Annotated in this window: 16 protein-coding genes; 5 read left to right on the forward strand and 11 right to left on the reverse strand. The window is 70.6% G+C overall.

The window, feature by feature from the left end; translation table 11 throughout:
- Nucleotides 1–9 precede the first annotated feature (9 nt).
- Both D8M34_RS12100 and D8M34_RS12105 read right to left on the reverse strand, forming a co-directional pair.
- On the reverse strand, nt 10–981 hold the full coding sequence (locus D8M34_RS12100) for an electron transfer flavoprotein subunit alpha/FixB family protein (protein ID WP_126894128.1): 972 nt from the start codon (nt 979–981) through the stop codon (nt 10–12).
- Nucleotide 982: 1 nt separating this feature from the next.
- Nucleotides 983–1,759, reverse strand: coding sequence for an electron transfer flavoprotein subunit beta/FixA family protein (locus tag D8M34_RS12105; protein WP_126894129.1), 777 nt, complete (start codon nt 1,757–1,759; stop codon nt 983–985).
- A 175-nt stretch (nt 1,760–1,934) separates the two neighbouring features.
- Between D8M34_RS12105 and D8M34_RS12110 the strand changes: the two genes are divergently transcribed.
- The 3 genes from D8M34_RS12110 to D8M34_RS12120 are packed head-to-tail and all read left to right on the forward strand — an operon-like array spanning nt 1,935 to nt 3,381.
- A complete protein-coding gene (locus D8M34_RS12110; protein ID WP_085605486.1) occupies nt 1,935–2,471 on the forward strand; it encodes a MarR family winged helix-turn-helix transcriptional regulator in 537 nt (178 codons plus the stop codon).
- Nucleotides 2,471–2,941 carry an SRPBCC family protein gene (locus D8M34_RS12115; protein ID WP_126894130.1) on the forward strand — a complete coding sequence of 157 codons (471 nt, stop codon included), beginning with the start codon at nt 2,471–2,473 and terminating at the stop codon, nt 2,939–2,941. The genes D8M34_RS12110 and D8M34_RS12115 overlap by 1 nt, the downstream gene beginning before the upstream one ends.
- Nucleotides 2,938–3,381 carry a YdeI/OmpD-associated family protein gene (locus D8M34_RS12120; protein ID WP_025105416.1) on the forward strand — a complete coding sequence of 148 codons (444 nt, stop codon included), beginning with the start codon at nt 2,938–2,940 and terminating at the stop codon, nt 3,379–3,381. Before D8M34_RS12115 ends, D8M34_RS12120 begins: the two co-directional genes overlap by 4 nt.
- A gap of 13 nt (nt 3,382–3,394) precedes the next feature.
- Here the strand turns inward: D8M34_RS12120 and D8M34_RS12125 are convergent, their stop codons facing one another.
- The 4 genes from D8M34_RS12125 to D8M34_RS12140 all read right to left on the reverse strand — a co-directional run bounded on the left by D8M34_RS12125 (nt 3,395) and on the right by D8M34_RS12140 (nt 7,890).
- Nucleotides 3,395–4,171 (reverse strand): enoyl-CoA hydratase, encoded by a 777-nt coding sequence (locus D8M34_RS12125; RefSeq protein WP_126894131.1) that lies wholly within the window; start codon nt 4,169–4,171, stop codon nt 3,395–3,397.
- Between the two features lie 101 nt (nt 4,172–4,272).
- On the reverse strand, nt 4,273–5,151 hold the full coding sequence (gene mmsB, locus D8M34_RS12130) for a 3-hydroxyisobutyrate dehydrogenase (RefSeq protein ID WP_126894132.1): 879 nt from the start codon (nt 5,149–5,151) through the stop codon (nt 4,273–4,275).
- The gene (locus tag D8M34_RS12135; protein WP_062637002.1) at nt 5,148–6,329 is read right to left on the reverse strand and encodes an acyl-CoA dehydrogenase family protein; all 1,182 of its coding nucleotides are present in this window, start codon (nt 6,327–6,329) and stop codon (nt 5,148–5,150) included. The genes mmsB and D8M34_RS12135 overlap by 4 nt, the downstream gene beginning before the upstream one ends.
- A 61-nt stretch (nt 6,330–6,390) precedes the next feature.
- Nucleotides 6,391–7,890, reverse strand: coding sequence for a CoA-acylating methylmalonate-semialdehyde dehydrogenase (locus D8M34_RS12140; protein ID WP_126894133.1), 1,500 nt, complete (start codon nt 7,888–7,890; stop codon nt 6,391–6,393).
- Between the two features lie 1,029 nt (nt 7,891–8,919).
- On the opposite strand from D8M34_RS12140, the gene D8M34_RS12145 reads away from it, so the two are divergent.
- Nucleotides 8,920–9,258, forward strand: a complete 339-nt coding sequence (locus D8M34_RS12145) for a hypothetical protein (RefSeq protein WP_126894134.1) — start codon at nt 8,920–8,922, stop codon at nt 9,256–9,258.
- Nucleotides 9,259–9,412: 154 nt separating this feature from the next.
- A complete protein-coding gene (locus D8M34_RS12150) occupies nt 9,413–10,015 on the forward strand; it encodes an antibiotic biosynthesis monooxygenase (RefSeq protein WP_062765537.1) in 603 nt (200 codons plus the stop codon).
- Between the two features lie 13 nt (nt 10,016–10,028).
- On the opposite strand, the gene D8M34_RS12155 is transcribed toward D8M34_RS12150, so the two are convergent.
- The 5 genes from D8M34_RS12155 to D8M34_RS12175 all read right to left on the reverse strand — a co-directional run bounded on the left by D8M34_RS12155 (nt 10,029) and on the right by D8M34_RS12175 (nt 15,996).
- Nucleotides 10,029–11,516, reverse strand: coding sequence for an MFS transporter (locus tag D8M34_RS12155; RefSeq protein WP_126894135.1), 1,488 nt, complete (start codon nt 11,514–11,516; stop codon nt 10,029–10,031).
- A 172-nt stretch (nt 11,517–11,688) separates the two neighbouring features.
- The gene (locus D8M34_RS12160) at nt 11,689–12,822 is read right to left on the reverse strand and encodes a bifunctional 2-methylcitrate synthase/citrate synthase (protein WP_025105408.1); all 1,134 of its coding nucleotides are present in this window, start codon (nt 12,820–12,822) and stop codon (nt 11,689–11,691) included.
- A gap of 77 nt (nt 12,823–12,899) precedes the next feature.
- Nucleotides 12,900–13,808 carry a methylisocitrate lyase gene (gene prpB, locus D8M34_RS12165; RefSeq protein WP_126894136.1) on the reverse strand — a complete coding sequence of 303 codons (909 nt, stop codon included), beginning with the start codon at nt 13,806–13,808 and terminating at the stop codon, nt 12,900–12,902.
- The gene (locus tag D8M34_RS12170; RefSeq protein WP_085605503.1) at nt 13,808–15,334 is read right to left on the reverse strand and encodes an MmgE/PrpD family protein; all 1,527 of its coding nucleotides are present in this window, start codon (nt 15,332–15,334) and stop codon (nt 13,808–13,810) included. The genes prpB and D8M34_RS12170 overlap by 1 nt, the downstream gene beginning before the upstream one ends.
- Nucleotides 15,331–15,996 carry a GntR family transcriptional regulator gene (locus D8M34_RS12175; RefSeq protein ID WP_025105405.1) on the reverse strand — a complete coding sequence of 222 codons (666 nt, stop codon included), beginning with the start codon at nt 15,994–15,996 and terminating at the stop codon, nt 15,331–15,333. The genes D8M34_RS12170 and D8M34_RS12175 overlap by 4 nt, the downstream gene beginning before the upstream one ends.
- Between the last annotated feature and the right edge of the window lie 88 nt (nt 15,997–16,084).

The following is a 16,084-nucleotide window of genomic DNA, read 5'->3' on the forward strand; positions in this document are numbered from 1 at the left end:
CCGCCATGGCTACTTCTTCCGCGCCTCGAGCGCGGCGATCACCTGCGGCACGATCGTGAACACATCGCCGACGATGCCGAAGTCGGCGACGTCGAAGATCGGCGCCTCCGGGTCCTTGTTGATCGCCACGATGTTCTTCGACGTCTGCATGCCGGCGCGGTGCTGGATCGCGCCGGAGATCCCGAGCGCGACGTAGAGCTGCGGCGACACCGAGACCCCGGTCTGCCCGACCTGGTGGGACTGCGGGATGTAGCCCGCGTCGACGGCGGCACGCGAGGCGCCGACCGCGGCCCCGAGGGCGTCGGCGAGCTCCTCCACGAGCACGAACTTCTCCTTCGAGGCGAGACCCCGGCCGCCCGACACGACGCGGGTCGCTCCGCGCAGCTCGGGCCGGGACGAGGTGGCCTCGACCGTCTCGACGGGGCCCGCCGTCGCGGCGACCGCTCCGGACGGAGTGACCGCGAGCTGCTCGACCTGCGGGGAGGCGACCGCCTCGGCCCTGGCGTCCACCGCGCCCTGGCGCAGCGTGACGACGAGCGTGCCGTACGTCGCGGCGGCGTCGACGAGATACGCCCCGCCATAGACCGAGTGGTGGGCGACGATGCCCTCGTCGTCACGCGAGACCCCGACCGCGTCCACGGCGAGCGCACTCTTCGTCCGCACCGCGAACCGGCCGGCGACATCGCGGCCGGAGATCGAGTTCGAGATGAGGACGGCCGCGGGCTGCACCTGCGCGGCGGCGGCCTGCAGCGCGTCGACGATCGGGACCGTCAGCGCGGACGGGTCGCCGTCGGCCGAGAGCACGACCGCGGCTCCGGCCTCCGCGGCCGTGGCGACCGCCGCCTCGGAACCGCCGACGATCACCGCGACCGGTGTGCCGACGCCCGCCGCCGCGCCGAGGAGTCCGGCGGTGCTGCTGGTGAGTGCACCGGACGGGTCGACGTCGAGGAGCACGAGGATCGGGTTCTCGGGGTACGCCATGTCACACCAGCCTGTTCTGCACGAGGAACTCGACGAGCTTCTCGGCGGCATCGCCCTCGTCGGTGATCTTGACGCCGGCGGCCCGCGGGGGCTTCTCCGAGACCGCGGTCATGATGGTGCGTGGCGCCGCCGCCGGGTCGGCCGACACGTCGAGGTCGGCGAGGGACAGCACCTCCAGCGGCTTCTTCTTCGCCGCCATGATGCCCTTGAAGTTGGGGAACCGGGCGTCCGGGAGCGCCTCGGTGATGGAGATCACGGCGGGCAGCGGCGCGGTCACCTGCTGGTTGCCCGCGTCGGCGCCGCGGGTGCCGGAGACGCCCTCGGCGGTGATCTCGACCGCGGTGAGGGCGGTGGCCTGCGCCCAGCCGAGGTGTTCGGCGAGCATCGCGGGGAGGACGCCGCCGGCGCCGTCGGTGGACAGGTTGCCGGTGATGACGAGGTCGGGCGCGCCGCGGCGGATCGCGGCGGCGAGCACCTCGGCGGTGAGACCCAGGTCGGCGCCGACGAGCTGTTCGTCGACGATGTGGATCGCGGAGGCGGCGCCGATCGCGAGGGCCCGGCGCACGGATGCCGTCGCGCTCTCGGGCGCCATCGTGAGGGCCACGACCTCGGTGCCCTCGTTCTTGTCGGCGTGGGCCAGGGCGACCTCGAGGGCCCGCTCCGTGATCTCGTCGAGGACCACATCCCCGGCCCCGCGTTCGGCGAGTCCGGTCTCGAGATTCAACGTGCGATCGCCATAGGTGTCCGGTACCTCTTTGACCAGGACGAAGATCTTCATCGAATGCTCCTCACGACACGCTGAGTCTATCCGCACGCTCTTCTATGTAGCCAAAGGCGGAGGGATCCGCAGGTGGCACCCCCGATTTCGGCCGCCAATGTATACATAGTCGACAGTCGGGCCCCGCGGCTCGCCGCTGACAGCCGGGGGCGGACTCCCCCGGTACCGTAGAGACGTGGTCCGACCCCGCCCGCTTCCCGTCGACCCGCTCGCCGAGGCGAAGCGGCAGTGGATCGCGCACGGCTGGACCGAGGCCGCGGACGGCATGACGGTGGTCACCTCGGTGATGCGCGCCCAGCAGCTCCTCCTGGCCCGCGTCGACGCGGCCCTCAAGCCCTTCGCGCTGAGCTTCGCCCGCTACGAGGTGCTGCGGCTGCTCGCCTTCAGCCGCGCCGGACGCCTGCCGTTGTCGAGTGTCGTCGCGCGCCTGCAGGTCCACGCCACCACCATCACGAGCACCGCCGAGCGGCTCATGCGCGACGGCCTCGTCGTCCGCGAACCGCACCCGCACGACGGACGCGCGGCGATGCTCGCCCTCACCGACGACGGCCGCGATCTCGTCGAGCGCGCCACGACCGCCCTCAACGCCGACGTCTTCGCCGACCCCGGCATGAGCGAGGCCGACGCCGCCGAGCTCGTCGCCATCGTCGCCCGTCTGCGTCGTGACGCCGGCGACTTCATCGACCCGCGCCCCCTCCCCGAACCGCTCTGATGCCCCGGTTCGTGCTCGAGACCGTGATCGCGGCACCGCGCCCTGTCGTGTTCGCCGCAGCACTGGACCCGGAGCTGCATCTGCAGTCGATGGCGCGCTACGACGAGACGATGATCGAGGAGCCCGCAGGCGGCGCGTTCAGCGAGGGGTCCACGGTCACCTGGCGCGCGCGGCACTTCGGCATCCCGTTCCGCCTGCGCTCCGTGGTGTTCGACATCGACGCGCCGCATCGGTTCACCGACCGTCAGATCGACGGACCGTTCCGCGACCTCCGGCACGAGCACGTGTTCGAGGAGCATCCGCGCGGCACCCTCATGCGCGACACGATCGTGTTCCGGTCGCCCTTCGGGCTCCTCGGCCGCGTCGTCGACGCCCTCGTGCTCGGCCGCTACATGGAGCGCCTGATCGCCGAACGCAACACCGCTCTGGTCGCCGCGATCGAGGATGGCGGGCGTACTCTTCCTGCATGAGCGAACTGCGCGTGCACACCGTCCTCACCGGTCGCGGCCCCGCCGCGGCGATCCTCCTCACCGATGAGCAGGTGGCGTCCTTCGGGGCCGGCAAGGCCTTCCCGGTCGCGGTCACGATCGGCGGGCGCACCGCGCGCCTGCGCCTGGCCCGCATGGGCGGCGAGAACATGATCGGTCTCAGCAAGGCCGCCCGCGCGGACCTCGGTGTCGAGATCGATCAGGAGGTCGACGCCGTGATCCGGCTCGACACCGCGGAGCGGGTGGTCGAGGTGCCGCCAGCACTAGCCGCTGCCCTCGACGCCGATCCGGCCGTGCGCGCGGCGTTCGACGCCCTCTCCCCGTCGGCGCGCAAGGAGCACGCCAGGGCGGTCGCCGAGGCCAAGCAGGAGGCGACGCGCGAGCGCCGGATCGCGAAGATCGTGGAGTCCCTGCGCGGCTGACCTGTCCCCGCGGTCAGCGGTTCTGGAAGTCCGGCGTGCGCTTCTCGCGGAAGGCCGCCATCCCCTCCTTCTGGTCGTGCGTGTCGAACAGCGCCGCGAATGCCTGCTTCTCGTGGGCGAGGCCCTCGGAGAGCGTCGTCTCCATGGCGGCATCGAGCGCAGCCTTGGCGGCGTAGACCGACGGCAGCGACTTCGACGCGATCGTCTCAGCCAGCGTCGTCGCCTCGGCCAGGAGATCCCCCGCGGGGACGACCCGGGACACGAGTCCGGAGCGCTCCGCCTCCTCGGCGCCCATGAAGCGGCCGGACAGCACGAGTTCCGCCGCCTTGTAGTACCCCACCGCGCGGATGAGCCGCTGGGTGCCGCCCATGCCCGGGATCACTCCGAGGTTGATCTCGGGCTGTCCGAACTTCGCGGTGTCCGCGGCGAGGATGATGTCGCACATCATCGCCAACTCGCAGCCGCCGCCGAGCGCGAACCCGGAGACCGCCGCGATGACCGGGGTGCGCACGGCCGCGAAGTCGTGCCAGACGCCGAAGTGGTCGGTCTCGAGCATCTCCGCCGCGGACATGCCCTCCATCTCCTTGATGTCGGCGCCGGCCGCGAAGGCCTTCTCGGAGCCGGTCACGACGATGGCCCCGACGCCGTCATCCGCATCGAAGGCCTGCGCGGCCGCGGTGACCTCCTCGGCGAGCCGGCTGTTCAGCGCGTTGAGCGCCTCCGGTCGGTGGAGGGTGATCCAGCCCACCCGTCCGCGCTGCTCCACCAGGATCGTCTCGTACTCGGTCATCGCTCCCGCCTTCCTGTCGTCATCCACCCTCCCCTTCGAATCGCCCGATTTGCTGCATTTCGGCCGGATTTGCGACCATTCAGGCGATTCGAAAGCGGGAGTCAGCCGCGGATCTCCGTGATGATGCCGGAGAAGTCACGGGCGGCGCCGTCGCCGGCGGCGTAGGCGGCGTACAGCTCCTGCGCCAGACGACCCATCCGCGCGTCCGTCGAGGTCTGCTCGATGGCCTGCAGCGCGAGACCGAGGTCCTTCGCCATGAGGGCGCCCGCGAACCCCGGCTGGTAGTCCCGGTTCGCGGGGCTGGTGGGCACCGGACCGGGCACGGGGCAGTTCGTGGTGAGCGCCCAGCACTGCCCCGACGCCTGGGACACCACATCGAACAGGGCCTGATGCTCGAGCCCCAACCGCTCGCCCAGCACGAACGCCTCGGCGACGGCGATCTGCGACACCGCGAGCACCATGTTGTTGCAGACCTTCGCCGCCTGTCCGAGTCCCGGTCCGCCGCAGTGCACGATGCGCTTCCCCATGATCTCCAGCAGCGGCAGCGCCGCCGCGAAGTCGTCGTCGGAACCCCCGACCATGAACGCCAGGGTCCCGGCCTCCGCCCCGACCACACCTCCGGATACCGGAGCATCGATGTGCCGGTGGCCGGCGGCGAGCGCGAGCGCATGGGCGGCCCGCGCCTCGTCCACCGCGATGGTCGACGACTCGATGAACAGCGTCCCGGGGCGCGCGGCCGCCAGCAGCTCCGTGCGGTAGGCCTCGATGACGTGCTTCCCCGCCGGGAACATCGTCACCACGACCTCCGCGTCCGCCACCGCCTCCGCGCCGCTCGCCGCCACGGGGATCCCGGCCGCCCCGGCCGCCTCGATCGCCGCGGGCATGAGGTCGAAGCCGTGCACCTCGTGTCCGGCGGCGACGAGGTTCTTCGCCATCGGCAGCCCCATGTGCCCGAGCCCGAGGAAGGCGACGCGGGTCATGATGCGCTCCGCATCGACGTCGACCCCGCGGGTCGCAGCATCTCCCGGCCGACGATCAGGCGCATGATCTCGTTCGTCCCCTCGAGGATCTGGTGCACGCGGAGGTCGCGGACGATCTTCTCGATGCCGTAGTCCTGCAGGTAGCCGTAGCCGCCGTGCAGCTGGAGGGCGCGGTTGGCCACCTCGAAGCCGGCGTCGGTCGCGAAGCGCTTGGCCATCGCGCAGCGCATCGTCGCGTCCGGCGCCTTCCCGTCGACAGCCTCCGCGCCGTCCCGCACCATGAGCCGCGCGGCCTGCAGGTCGGTGCGCATGTCGGCGATCGCGAAGAGGATCGACTGCTTCTCCGCCAGCGGCTCCCCGAACGCGACGCGCTCGTGCACGTACTGCACGGCCTTGTCGAGCGCGGCCTGCGCGCCACCGAGAGAGCACGCCGCGATGTTGAGGCGGCCACCGTTGAGCGCCGACATCGCGATCGCGAAACCTCGTCCCTCGTCGCCGAGCATCGCGGACGCCGGCACCCGCACGCCGTCCATGATCACGGGCCGGGTGGGCTGCGCGTGCCACCCCATCTTCTTCTCCGGAGCACCGAAGCTCAGGTTCTCCGCGTCGCCGGGGACCAGGAAGGCGCTGATCCCGCGGGCTCCCGGCTCGCCGGTCCGCGCCATGACGACGTACACCGCGGCCTCACCGGCTCCGGAGATGAACTGCTTCACCCCGGTAAGCACGTACTCGTCGCCCTCGCGGACGGCACTCGTCGCGATGTTCGCCGCGTCGGATCCGGCCCCCGGCTCGGTGAGGCAGTAGCCGCCGAACTCCTGCATGGCGGTCAGCGACGGCAGCCAGCGCGACCGCTGCTCGTCGTCGCCGTAGGTGTCGATCATCCACACCACCATGTTGTGGATGGAGATGTAGGCGGCCACCGCGGGGTCGGCCTTGGCGAGCTCCTCGAAGATGGCGACGGTGTCGACGCGGGTGAGGCCCGTGCCGCCGAACTCCTCGCTCACGTAGATCCCGCCGAGGCCGAGCTCGCCGCCGCGCTGCAGCGACTCCCGCGGGAACAGGTGCTTCTCGTCGCGTTCCGCGGCGAACGGGGCGAGCTCCGCATCGGCGAACTCTCGCACGGCGTCGAGGATCGCCTCGCGCTCCTCATCGGTGGTGGTGACGGTGGTCATGGTCATCGCGTGTCCTTGAGATATGGGTCCCTGAGCCCTGTCGAAGGGCCCTGAGCCGGTCGAAGGGTCAATGCATGGTGGGGATGACGAAGCTGGCGCCCTCGCGGATCCCCGACGGCCAGCGGCTCGTCACGGTCTTGGTCTTCGTGTAGAAGCGGAAGGCGTCGGCGCCGTGCTGGTTGAGGTCGCCGAAGCCGCTTCGCTTCCAGCCGCCGAACGTGTAGTAGGCGATCGGCACGGGGATGGGCACGTTCACGCCCACCATCCCGACCTCGACGCGAGCGGCGAAGTCGCGAGCCGCGTCGCCGTCGCGCGTGAAGATGGCGACGCCGTTGCCGTACTCGTGCTCGGAGGCCATGCGCAGCGCCTCTTCGTAGTCGGCGGCGCGGGCGATCACGAGCACCGGGCCGAAGATCTCCTCGCGGTAGATCGCCATGTCGGTGGTCACGTGGTCGAACAGGGTCGGTCCGAGGTAGAAGCCCTCCTCGTGCCCGTCGACCGTGAAGCCGCGGCCGTCGGCGAGCAGCGTCGCCCCCTCGTCGATCCCCTGCTGGATGTAACCCTCGACCCGCTCGACCGCTGCGCGGGTGACCAGGGGGCCGTAGTCGACGTCCGCCGCGAGGGACGGTCCGACCCGCAGCTGAGCGACGCGTTCGGTGAGCTTGGCGGCAAGCGCGTCCGCGGTCTCCTCGCCGACCGGCACGGCGACCGAGATGGCCATGCACCGCTCCCCCGCGGAGCCGTAGCCGGCGCCGATGAGGGCGTCGACGGCCTGGTCGAGATCCGCGTCCGGCATCACGATCATGTGGTTCTTCGCGCCGCCGAAGCACTGCGCGCGCTTGCCGTGGGCGGCCGCGGTGGCGTAGATGTACTCGGCGATGGGCGTGGAGCCGACGAAACCGACCGCGCGGATCCGGTCGTCGGTGAGCAGCGTGTCGACCGCCTCCTTGTCGCCGTGCACCACGTTGAGGACGCCGGCCGGCAGCCCCGCTTCGAGGAAGAGCTCGGCGAGGCGCACCGGCACCGAGGGGTCGCGCTCGCTGGGCTTGAGCACCACGGCGTTGCCGGCGGCGAGCGCGGGCCCGGCCTTCCACAGGGGGATCATGGCGGGGAAGTTGAAGGGCGTGATCGCCGCGACGACCCCGAGCGGCTGCCGCATCGAGTACACGTCGATGCCCGCCCCGGCACCGGTGGAGTACTCGCCCTTGAGCAGGTGCGGGGCTCCGGCGGAGAACTCGATCACCTCGAGGCCTCGCTGGATGTCACCCTTGGCGTCGTCGACGGTCTTGCCGTGCTCGCTCGCGAGGAATTCGGCGAGCGAGGTCATCTCCTGCTGCACGAGGTCGAGGAACCGCAGGAGGACGCGGGCGCGCTTCTGCGGGTTGGTCGCCGCCCACGCGGCCTGTGCCTGCTCGGCGTTCGCGATGACGCGGCGCACCTCCTCCGCGGACGCGAGCGGCACCCGGGCCTGCACGGCTCCGGTGCTCGGGTCGAAGACGTCGGCGAAGCGGCCGTCTTCCGGGGTGACATGCGTTCCGCCCACGAAGTGCGGGATAGTACGGGTCATTGTGCGACATCCCTCCGTGCCCTCTTTGGCACATCGGCGAGTTTACTCCGACGACCGTGAAAATACGAGGACGTCCTTGTATCTTGCGGCGCCCCGCGTTCGGATGCCGCCGTCGCCCGTTCTCCGGCCGTTCACCCGCCGGACATCCAGGCCGATTACAACTGCAGATGCACGGCACAGACTCAGACCGGATCGGGTAGTCGCGTCTCCCGTGCACACGGTGAGCACTCTCGCTCCCGAGACCCCCGCCGAATCGGGTCGGCGGGGGTCTTCTCCTTCTTCGAATCGCTTGCTTTGCTCCATTTCGGCCGGAGATGGAGCACAGTGCGCGATTCGAACCGGGGCTGTGGAGACCGACCCCGCCCCGACCGCGGGGGTGGGAGCGTGGGGGCATGGGACGACGACAGCAGCTTCCGGCCCGCTTCGAGGCGGACTTCGCGGTCCGGACGGCGCGACTGCACGGCGTGAGTCGCGGACGGCTGCGCGGATCCGACCTCGAGGCTCCGTTCCACGGGGTCCGCGTGCACCCCCGCCCGGCTCCCGGGATCGACGTCGCAGACCCGTACGAGCGGCAGCGGCACGCACGGGTAGCACGAGCACAGTCCTACGCCCCGATCCTGCACACCGGACACTTCTTCAGTCACGAGACCGCCGTGTCGATCTGGGGAGGCCCCCTGCCGCTCGCCTTCGACGATCACGGAGGCATCGCGACGGCGGACGACCTCGCCCTCCACGTCAGTGCGTCCGGCGGGATCCCGTTCCCCCGCGCCCGCGGCGTGACCGGGCACCGCACGCTGTCCAGCCTCACCTCGATCCGCTATCGGGACGGCCTCCGCGTGACCTCTCCCGCCGCGACCTGGGTCTCCCTCGGGACGCTGCCGCTGGTGGACCTCGTGGCCCTCGGCGACTACTTCTGCCGGCACTGGAGACCGGGCGTCGGGCGGCCGGGTGTCGGGCGGCAGCCGTGGGCGACGGTCGACGAGCTGCGGGAGATGCTGGCGGCCGGGGCGGAGGCGCGGGGCGGCACGGTTGCGGGAGGCGGTCGAGCTCGTGCGGGAGGACTCGTGGTCGCCGCGGGAGAGCCGGCTGCGGTGCCTCCTGGTCGCGGCCGGGATCCCGGAGCCTCAACTCAACGTGGACGTGTTCGACGACCGAGGTCGCTTCCTGGCCTGCGTCGACATGGTCTGGGAGGCCGAACGCGTCGCGGCGGAGTACCACGGCATGGTGCACGGCGCGCAGTGGGCACGGGATATCGAGCGGGTCGCGGCGCTGCGTGCTGCCGGGTGGACGGTGATCGAGGTCACCGCACCCCTCCTCCACAGACCGGGGGAACTGATCCGCCGTGTGGCGTCGGCCCTGGGGCGGTGACCCCGCGTTCGAATCGCGCGAATGGCGGGATCCGGCCCGGATTCACAGCCATTCGCGCGACTCGAACGGGAACTAGAATCGACCAGGCGTCGCGACCCTGGCGCCGCCACCCCGCGTCCGCACCCCGACGCCGCTCACCCCCGAGGACCGCACCATGTCCGCATCCGCGCCCGTCTCCGAACCCGTCACTGTCTCCATCCGCCGCGAGGTCGACCCGGAGCGCATCGCCGAGGCCACCGCGTGGGTGCAGACCGGGGTGAACCTGGCGACGAAGTACCCGGGATTCCTCGGCTCCGGCTGGGTCCGTGCCGGCGAGGACTCCCAGGTCTGGCACATGCTCTACCGCTTCGCGAGCGAGGACGCGCTCACCGCGTGGGAGCAGTCCGGCGAACGCGCGTGGTGGCTGTCGATGGGCCAGGGCTTCGTCCGCAGCGAGCGGTCCAAGCGCCGCTCCGGCATCGAGGGGTGGTTCGACGAGCCGTCCACGGGATCCATCCCCGTCGTCGACCCGGATGGCACGACCAGCACCGTGACCGTCGCCCCCGCGCCGCCGCGGTGGAAGCAGGCCGTCTCGATCTGGCTCGGCTTCTTCCCCGTGAACCTCGCGTTCACCTACGCCATGAGCCCGGTGCCGGGATGGGACGCCGTGCCGCTGTGGCTCCGCGTACTCATCACCACCCTCGTGCTCACGCCGATCATGACGTACTGGGTGCTGCCGTTCGTCACGCGCTCCCTGCGGAACTGGCTCGCCCGCTAGCGGAACCGCCTTCTCAGGAGCCGGACTCCGTACCCGGGGTGACACCCTTCTTCGCCGGTTCGACGAGCGAGAGCGGATCGGCGATGTCCTCCAGCGACTTCCCGGCGGCGCTGACGCCGAAGACACCGCACACGACGCCGCCGAACATCATGATGGCCGCACCGAGCACGTAGCCCCAGAACAGCGGACCGCGGTCGCCAGACTCCGCGCTCGCTCCGATCAGGGCGCCGTAGAGCACCGGAGCGACGGCGCCGACGAGCTGCCCGATCGAGAAGACGTACGAGATCACCTGGCTGCGCAGTTCGAGCGGGAAGATCTCGCTCACCGTCAGATACGCGGCGGACGCGCCGGCCGAGGCGAAGAAGAACGATGCACACCAGAACGCCGTGTGCGTGCCCGCGTTCAGCACCCCCGCGTTGAAGAGGAAGGCGCTGACGAGCAGGATCAGTCCCGCGAGCACGTAGGTGCCGAACAGCATCCGCCGACGACCCCACGTGTCGAAGAAGTGGCCGAGGATGAGGGCGCCGGCGAGGTTGCCCACCGCGAACACGATGAAGTACTGCGACGCGGATGCCGGCGGGGTGTCGTAGAAGTTCTCCAGCACGAGCGCGTACGTGAAGAAGATCGCGTTGTAGAGGAAGGACTGCGTGACCATCATCGTGATGCCGACGAGCGTGCGCCGCGGGTACTTCTTGAACAGCACCTTCGCGATCACGAGGAACGGGACGCTGCCGTATTCCTTGACCGTGATGGCCTTGCTCTCGTCGACGGGCTCGATCGTCTTGCCCTCCTTGCGGATGCGCTCCTCGATCTCGTCGACGTTGCGTTCCGCCTCCTCCTCGCGGCCGTGCGTCATCTGCCAGCGCGGGCTCTCCGGGATGTGCCGCCGCAGCCAGATGATGAGGAGGCCGAGGATCGGGCCGAGGAAGAAGCTCAGCCGCCAGCCGATGTCGGCGGGCAGGATGTCGGTGTTGAGGAAGAACATGTTGGCGACCGCGCCGAGGGCCGCACCGCCCCAGTAGGTGCCGTTGATGGCGATGTCGACCCGGCCGCGGTACTTCGCGGGGATGATCTCGTCGATGGCCGAGTTGATGGCCGCGTACTCACCGCCGATGCCCGCCCCGGCGACGAAGCGCCAGATGTAGAAGAACCAGGGGGCGAACGCGAGCCCGGCGACGGCCGACCCGACGAGGTACACCCCGAGCGAGAGCAGGAAGAGGTTCTTGCGGCCGAGGCGGTCGGCGAGACGGCCGAACACGAGGGCGCCGAAAACCTGTCCGAGCAGGTAGCAGGTGCCGGCGAGACCGACCTCGGCCGGGCCCATCCCCAGCGTCTGCGCGTAGCCGTTGGCCGCGACGATCTGCACCTCGAGGCCGTCGAGGATCCAGGAGAACCCGAGTCCGACGACGATCATCCAGTGGAAGCGCGACCAGGGGAGCCGGTCCATGCGCGCGGGGACGAGTGACCGGACCTCCTTGACGGTGACGTCGGACGCGGACATGGGGGCCTCCTTCTCGCGGGACACGCTTTCGTCCCGGATCCGGTTTACTCCTCCCGGAAATCCGCCGCATCCGCTTGACCCGGGGCCGTCGGCACGCTACCGCTTCGAATCGCGCGAATGGCTCCATCCCGGGCGAGAATGGAGCCATTCAGGCGATTCGAACGGAACGGGGTCAGCGGGCGACATGCCGCTCGTCCGGGCCGTCGTAGTGCGACAGCGGGCGGATCAGGGCGTTCGCGCCGGCCTGCTCGATGACGTGGGCCGTCCACCCCGTCACCCGCGCCGCGACGAACAGCGGCGTGAAGGTGAGCGTGTCGAAGCCGATGAGGCTGTATGCGGGACCGGACGGGTAGTCGAGGTTCGGGTGGATCCCCTTGCGCTCGACGAACTGCGACTCCAGCGCGTCGTACAGCGCGGCGACGTCCTCCCGACCGTAGTGCGCGACCAGGGTGTCCAGCGCGGCCTTCATCGTCGGCACGCGGGAGTCGCCGTTCTTGTAGACGCGGTGCCCGAAGCCCATGATCTTGCGCTTCTCCGCGAGGGCCTTGTCGAGCCAGGCCTCGACGGCGTCCGCCGAGCCGATCTCCTTGAAGATGTGCAGCACCGCCTCGTTCGCCCCGCCGTGCAGCGGGCCCTTGAGCGCGCCGATGGCGCCGACGACCGCCGAGTAGATGTCGCTGAGGGTCGAGGTGATGACCCGGGCGGTGAAGGTCGAGGCGTTGAAGGAGTGCTCGGCGTAGAGGATCATCGACCGGTTGAACGCGTCGACCACGACATCGTCGGCCTCCTCCCCGAAGGTCATCCAGAGGAAGTTCGCCGAGTAGTCGAGGTCGTCGCGCGGAGCGATAAGCTCCTGGCCGCGACGGCGACGCTGGCCGTAGGCGACGATGGCCGGCAGCGCGGCGAACAGGCGGATGCTGCGCGCCAGGTTCTGCTCGGGGCTGCCACCGGCGTCGAGCACGGAACCGCCGGCCTCGGGGTCGGATGCGCCGATCAGGCTCACGGCGGTGCGCACCTCGTCCATCGGGTGCGCCTCGAGCGGCACGAGGTCGATGGCGGCCTTCACGTTGTCGGCCAGGGCGCGGTGCTTCCGCTCCTCCAGCCGGAACGCGGCGAGCTCGTCGCCCGTCGGCAGCTCGCCGTTCCACAGCAGGTACGCCACGGCCTCGAAGGACTGCGTGTCCGCGAGCTCCTGCACGGGATAGCCGCGGTAGAGCAGGCTGTTCGTCTCGGGGTTGACCTTCGAGATCGCCGTCGTGTCGACGACGACCCCCGCGAGGCCCTTCTTGATGTCCGGCTCGGTCATGGTCACTCCTTCGTGTACGTCGACTCGTCGCTGCGCTCCTCGCTCAGCAACCGCGTCGTGTGTCCGCTTCGCTGCGCTCAGCGACCGGTGTTGTCGAGTGTGAAGTTGAAGACGCCGGAGTCGAAACGGTTGTACGACTCGTAGTCGATCAGCTGGTAGAGGTCGGCGCGGTGCTGCATCTCCCCGAGCTTCGAGGTCAGGTGCCCCTCGTCGTTCAGCGTATCGAGCGCACGGCCCGCCGCCCCCATCGCGATCCGCAGCAGCGACACCGGCCAGATGACCATGCGCACCCCCGCATCACGGAGAGCGTCGACGGAGAACAGCTCGCTCTTGCCGAACTCGGTCATGTTCGCGAGGATCGGCACGTCCAGCGCCGCGGCCATGGCCTCGAACTCGCCGATCGTGCGCATCGCCTCGGGGAAGATCGCGTCCGCCCCCGCGTCGACGAGCGCCTTGGCCCGGTCGATCGCCGCGTCCAGCCCCTCGACCGCACGGATGTCGGTACGCGCCATGATCAGGAAGTTCTCGTCGCGGCGGGCGTCGGCGGCCGCGCGGATCCGCTTGATCGCGGTGTCCTCGTCCACCACGGCCTTGCCGTCGAGGTGGCCGCAGCGCTTGGGGTTGACCTGGTCCTCGATGTGCGTTCCCGCGAGGCCGGCGTCCTCGAGCTCCTGGATCGTGCGGGCGACGTTCATCGGCTCACCGAAGCCGGTGTCGGCGTCGACGATCGCGGGGAGGTCGGTCATGCGGGCGATCTGCTTCGCCCGCCCGGCGACCTCGGTGAGCGTGGTGAGGCCGATGTCGGGCAGGCCGAGGTCGGCGGAGAGCACGGCGCCCGAGATGTAGACACCCTCGAACCCCTTCTGCTCGATCAGTCGGGCGCTCAGCGGGTTGAACGCGCCGGGGAACCGCAGCAGCTCCCCCGAGGCGAGCCGCTCCCGGAACAGGCGCCGCTTCTCGGCGGGCGTCGTGGTGGAGTACAGCATCAGAACAGGCCCGTCGGGGCGTCGGCGTCGTCGAGCAGACCCGGCTTCGCGACGATCGAGAGCTCGGCGACCTCGGCGGCCGTGAGCTCGGGCAGGCGCTGCACGAGCTCGAGGAACCGCTCGATCTCGGCGGGCTCGAGCACGGGCTCCGCGAGCAGGCGGAACTTGGCGATGTAGTTCTCCCGCGCGAACGGGCGCGCGCCGAGGGGGTGGGCGTCGGCGACGGCGATCTCGTCGACCACGGTCGAGCCGTCGGTGAGGCGGATCTCGACGCGACCGCCGAAGGCCTTCTCGTCCGGGTCCTCCGAGTGGTAGCGGCGGGTCCACTCCGCGTCCTCGGCCGTGGTGATCTTGTGCCACAGCGCGACGGTGTCGGCGCGGCCTGCGCGCTCCGGCGTGTAGGAGTCGACGTGGTGCCAGCCGCCGTCCTGCAGCGCCACCGCGAAGATGTACGGGATGGAGTGGTCGAGCGTCTCGCGGGAGGCCGTCGGGTCGTACTTCTGCGGGTCGTTCGCGCCCGAGCCGATCACGTAGTGCGTGTGGTGGCTGGTGTGCAGCACGATCGACGCGATGTTCGCGGGGTCGCGGAGGGCCGGGTTCGCGGTGCCGAGCTTGCGGGCGAGGTCGATCCACGCCTGCGCCTGGTACTCCGCGGAGTGCTCCTTCGTGTACGAGTCGAGGATCGCGCGCTTGGCCTCGCCGGCGGCGGGCAGCGGCACTTCGTAGGCCGCGTCCTTCCCGTCGAGCATCCAGGCGATCACGCCGTCCTCGCCTTCGTAGATCGGCGCCGGGCTCGTCTGTCCGCGCATCGCGCGGTCGACCGCCTCGACGGCCATCTTCCCGGCGAAGGCCGGGGCGTGCGCCTTCCAGGTGGAGATCTCGCCCTTGCGGCTCTGACGCGTGGCGGTCGTGGTGTGCAGCGCCTGGCCGACCGCCTGGTAGATCGTCTCGACGTCGAGGCCGAGGAGGGTGCCGATACCGGCGGCGGCGGACGGGCCGAGGTGCGCGACGTGATCGATCTTGTGCTTGTGCAGGCAGATCGCGCGCACGAGGTCCATCTGGATCTCGTAGCCGGTGGCGATGCCGCGCACGAGCGCGCGCCCGTCCTTGCCGGTGTGCTGCGCGACCGCGAGGATCGGCGGGATGTTGTCGCCCGGGTGCGAGTACTCGGCGGCGAGGAACGTGTCGTGGTAGTCGAGCTCGCGCACGGCCACGCCGTTCGCCCAGGCCGCCCACTCCGGGCTGGTGCGGCGGTCGAGCGGCGTTCCGAACAGGTTGGCGCCGGCCCCGCCCGTCGAGACGGGGTGGCTGAACGCCTGCGCGCGGGCGGCGACGATCGGCGCGCGGGTGAGAGAGGCGGCGGCGACGGCGGCGTTGTCGATGATGCGGTTGATGATCATGTCGACGACGGGCTGCTCGACCTCGACCTGGTCGACCGCGACCTCGGCGATCTTCCACGCGAGCTGATCCTCGCGGACGAGGTTCTCGGAGCTGGCGTGCACGCGGACGTGGTGGGTGACGGTCATGAGTGTCCTTCGCTGTCGGGGAGGGAGTCGAGGATGCCGGTGAGCGCGTTGTGCAGGTGCACGTGCGTGGCATGGGCGGCGAGGTCGCCGTCGCGGGCGGCGAGCGCCTCGGCGATCGTGCGGTGCTCGGCGGCGGAGGCGGCGAGCCGGGCGGGCTTGTCCCGCGCCATGCGCCGCACGCGGACGAGGTGGGTGCGGACCGTGCGCAGCGCCGCAGCGATGTAGTCGTTGGCGACGGCGTCGTCGAGGGCCGCATCGAATCGCGCGATCAGGGCGTAGTAGGCATCGCGGCCCTCCGCCCTGGTGAGGTCCACGTGCGCGAACTCCGCGGCGAGCGCGGCGAACCGGTCGGCGTCACCCCGGACGGCCGCCAGCCGGGCGGAGGTCTCCTCCAGCGCGCGACGGATCTCGAACAGGGACCGGATGTCGTCGGCGTCGAGGTCGGCGACCACGGTGACGCGAGGCGACTGCTGCACGACCAGACCGTCGGCGGCCAGGCGACGCAGAGCCTCCCGCAGCGGCGTCCGGCTCACACCGAGGCGCTCGGCCTGCTCCACCTCGCCGAGCACGTACCCGGCCGGCAGCTCCCCGGACTGGATGCCGTCGAGGAGCGCCGCATAGGCGCGATCGCCCATGGACGTGCGCTCGACAGGGAGGACCATTCCGCCAGTGTATACATAAACCGCCCCACTCGGTCGACTTCTCGGGCGCGAGCGGTCCATTCGTATACATAGCCTCCCCCGACCCCCT

The sequence above is a fragment of the Microbacterium sp. HSID17254 genome (genome assembly GCF_003989315.1).
In the GTDB taxonomy this organism is placed as follows: domain Bacteria; phylum Actinomycetota; class Actinomycetes; order Actinomycetales; family Microbacteriaceae; genus Microbacterium.

What these genes read in the sequence shown, in the direction of transcription:
- D8M34_RS12100 (WP_126894128.1), bottom strand. Translation starts at nt 981, where the DNA reads ATGGCGTACCCCGAGAACCCGATCCTCGTGCTCCTCGACGTCGACCCG.
- D8M34_RS12105 (WP_126894129.1), bottom strand. Translation starts at nt 1,759, where the DNA reads ATGAAGATCTTCGTCCTGGTCAAAGAGGTACCGGACACCTATGGCGAT.
- D8M34_RS12115 (WP_126894130.1), top strand. Translation starts at nt 2,471, where the DNA reads ATGCCCCGGTTCGTGCTCGAGACCGTGATCGCGGCACCGCGCCCTGTC.
- D8M34_RS12120 (WP_025105416.1), top strand. Translation starts at nt 2,938, where the DNA reads ATGAGCGAACTGCGCGTGCACACCGTCCTCACCGGTCGCGGCCCCGCC.
- D8M34_RS12125 (WP_126894131.1), bottom strand. Translation starts at nt 4,171, where the DNA reads ATGACCGAGTACGAGACGATCCTGGTGGAGCAGCGCGGACGGGTGGGC.
- mmsB (WP_126894132.1), bottom strand. Translation starts at nt 5,151, where the DNA reads ATGACCCGCGTCGCCTTCCTCGGGCTCGGGCACATGGGGCTGCCGATG.
- D8M34_RS12135 (WP_062637002.1), bottom strand. Translation starts at nt 6,329, where the DNA reads ATGACCATGACCACCGTCACCACCACCGATGAGGAGCGCGAGGCGATC.
- D8M34_RS12140 (WP_126894133.1), bottom strand. Translation starts at nt 7,890, where the DNA reads ATGACCCGTACTATCCCGCACTTCGTGGGCGGAACGCATGTCACCCCG.
- D8M34_RS12150 (WP_062765537.1), top strand. Translation starts at nt 9,413, where the DNA reads ATGTCCGCATCCGCGCCCGTCTCCGAACCCGTCACTGTCTCCATCCGC.
- D8M34_RS12155 (WP_126894135.1), bottom strand. Translation starts at nt 11,516, where the DNA reads ATGTCCGCGTCCGACGTCACCGTCAAGGAGGTCCGGTCACTCGTCCCC.
- D8M34_RS12160 (WP_025105408.1), bottom strand. Translation starts at nt 12,822, where the DNA reads ATGACCGAGCCGGACATCAAGAAGGGCCTCGCGGGGGTCGTCGTCGAC.
- prpB (WP_126894136.1), bottom strand. Translation starts at nt 13,808, where the DNA reads ATGCTGTACTCCACCACGACGCCCGCCGAGAAGCGGCGCCTGTTCCGG.
- D8M34_RS12170 (WP_085605503.1), bottom strand. Translation starts at nt 15,334, where the DNA reads ATGACCGTCACCCACCACGTCCGCGTGCACGCCAGCTCCGAGAACCTC.
- D8M34_RS12175 (WP_025105405.1), bottom strand. Translation starts at nt 15,996, where the DNA reads ATGGTCCTCCCTGTCGAGCGCACGTCCATGGGCGATCGCGCCTATGCG.